We start from the raw sequence: 1109 nt of genomic DNA, 5'->3' as shown, positions 1-1109 counted from the left end.
GACACTCGGGCCCTGGGCCTGCACAGCCTTCACCCACGGCACGAAAACGGTCCATCGACTCCGTCGGCGGACCGTCACGAAACTTCGAGGCTAGGTGCCGGTACCAAAGCGTTGACCATGGGTAAAAGTCTGCCAGAGGGCCCCGTAACTCTGTACGGACCATTCCATCGACTTGCTTCTACAACGCAAACGGTGGACCACGCCCGGGACATTGTAAAATCTGGCGAACTGTGGGGCAGAACTCCGCGATGGGGAGGAAATGCCACAGCGCAGGCTCACGTCGGCCCCATTCCCCAGAACGCCAAGCCGGGAAGCCTGGAGTTTTACACCACCGTGGCCCCTAAGGCGAAAAATCGACCAGGGTATGCTTCATGGGAGGCTGGCGTGGAGGACGGCGTTACGGAATTCGCAAGAGACGGTGAGGAGTGGGCCTCCATTCCTATCATCATCACAGAGGCTCGATAAAATGAACGCAAAAGAGTTGCAATCGGTGCAGTTGAAAAGAGTCCCAGAGAAAGATGTAAATCTACGCGGTGTACGATGGCTCGCCGAAGTGGATATCAATGTTGCAGCGCTAGAAGAGCGCTGGGGCAGCCCTGAAGTAGTCCGAGATGATCTAGCTGAATGGATATGCTTCGCCTTCTCTCCGGCGGAAGGGGAAGCATTCCTTCTGCAGCGCGAGATAGATCATCCACCTACACCACAATTCGGCCTAAGTGTAACCAGTGGACTCTTCTCTCCAGATGTCGCCACTCAAATCGTAAAGGCTCTGGAGATTGTCGAGGCGCGGGTCACTGAGGTGAATGAAGAAGGTGGTAGCTGAGGGCATACCGGGGAATCGCCTGTAGGCGGTAAATATGTTGGCCTGCGTGTCGTTTCCAGAACCGGACAGGTAAATTTCCGGCAGGCCTTGAAGGCTTGCCGGAAACTTACGTGTTACTTCGCGCGGTAGGGCCGGAGCTCGACGTGTAAATCAAGCCCATTTACGCAAGGCCGGCCGCGAGCCATAGAGCGTCACTAGCCTCGAAGTTTCGTGACGGTCCGCCGACGGAGTCGATGGACCGTTTTCGTGCCGTGGGTGAAGGCTGTGCAGGCCCAGGGCCCGAGTG

Annotated in this window: 1 protein-coding gene; it reads left to right on the top strand. The window is 56.9% G+C overall.

Annotated features, from left to right (window positions below):
• Positions 1–466 precede the first annotated feature (466 nt).
• Complete coding sequence (locus ACZ60E_RS45740) at positions 467–823, top strand: hypothetical protein (protein ID WP_469448225.1); 357 nt, start codon at positions 467–469, stop codon at positions 821–823.
• Positions 824–1109 lie beyond the last annotated feature (286 nt).

The sequence above is a fragment of the Streptomyces sp. NPDC102514 genome, from assembly GCF_055584525.1.
This window is presented reverse-complemented; position numbering and strand designations above follow the sequence as displayed.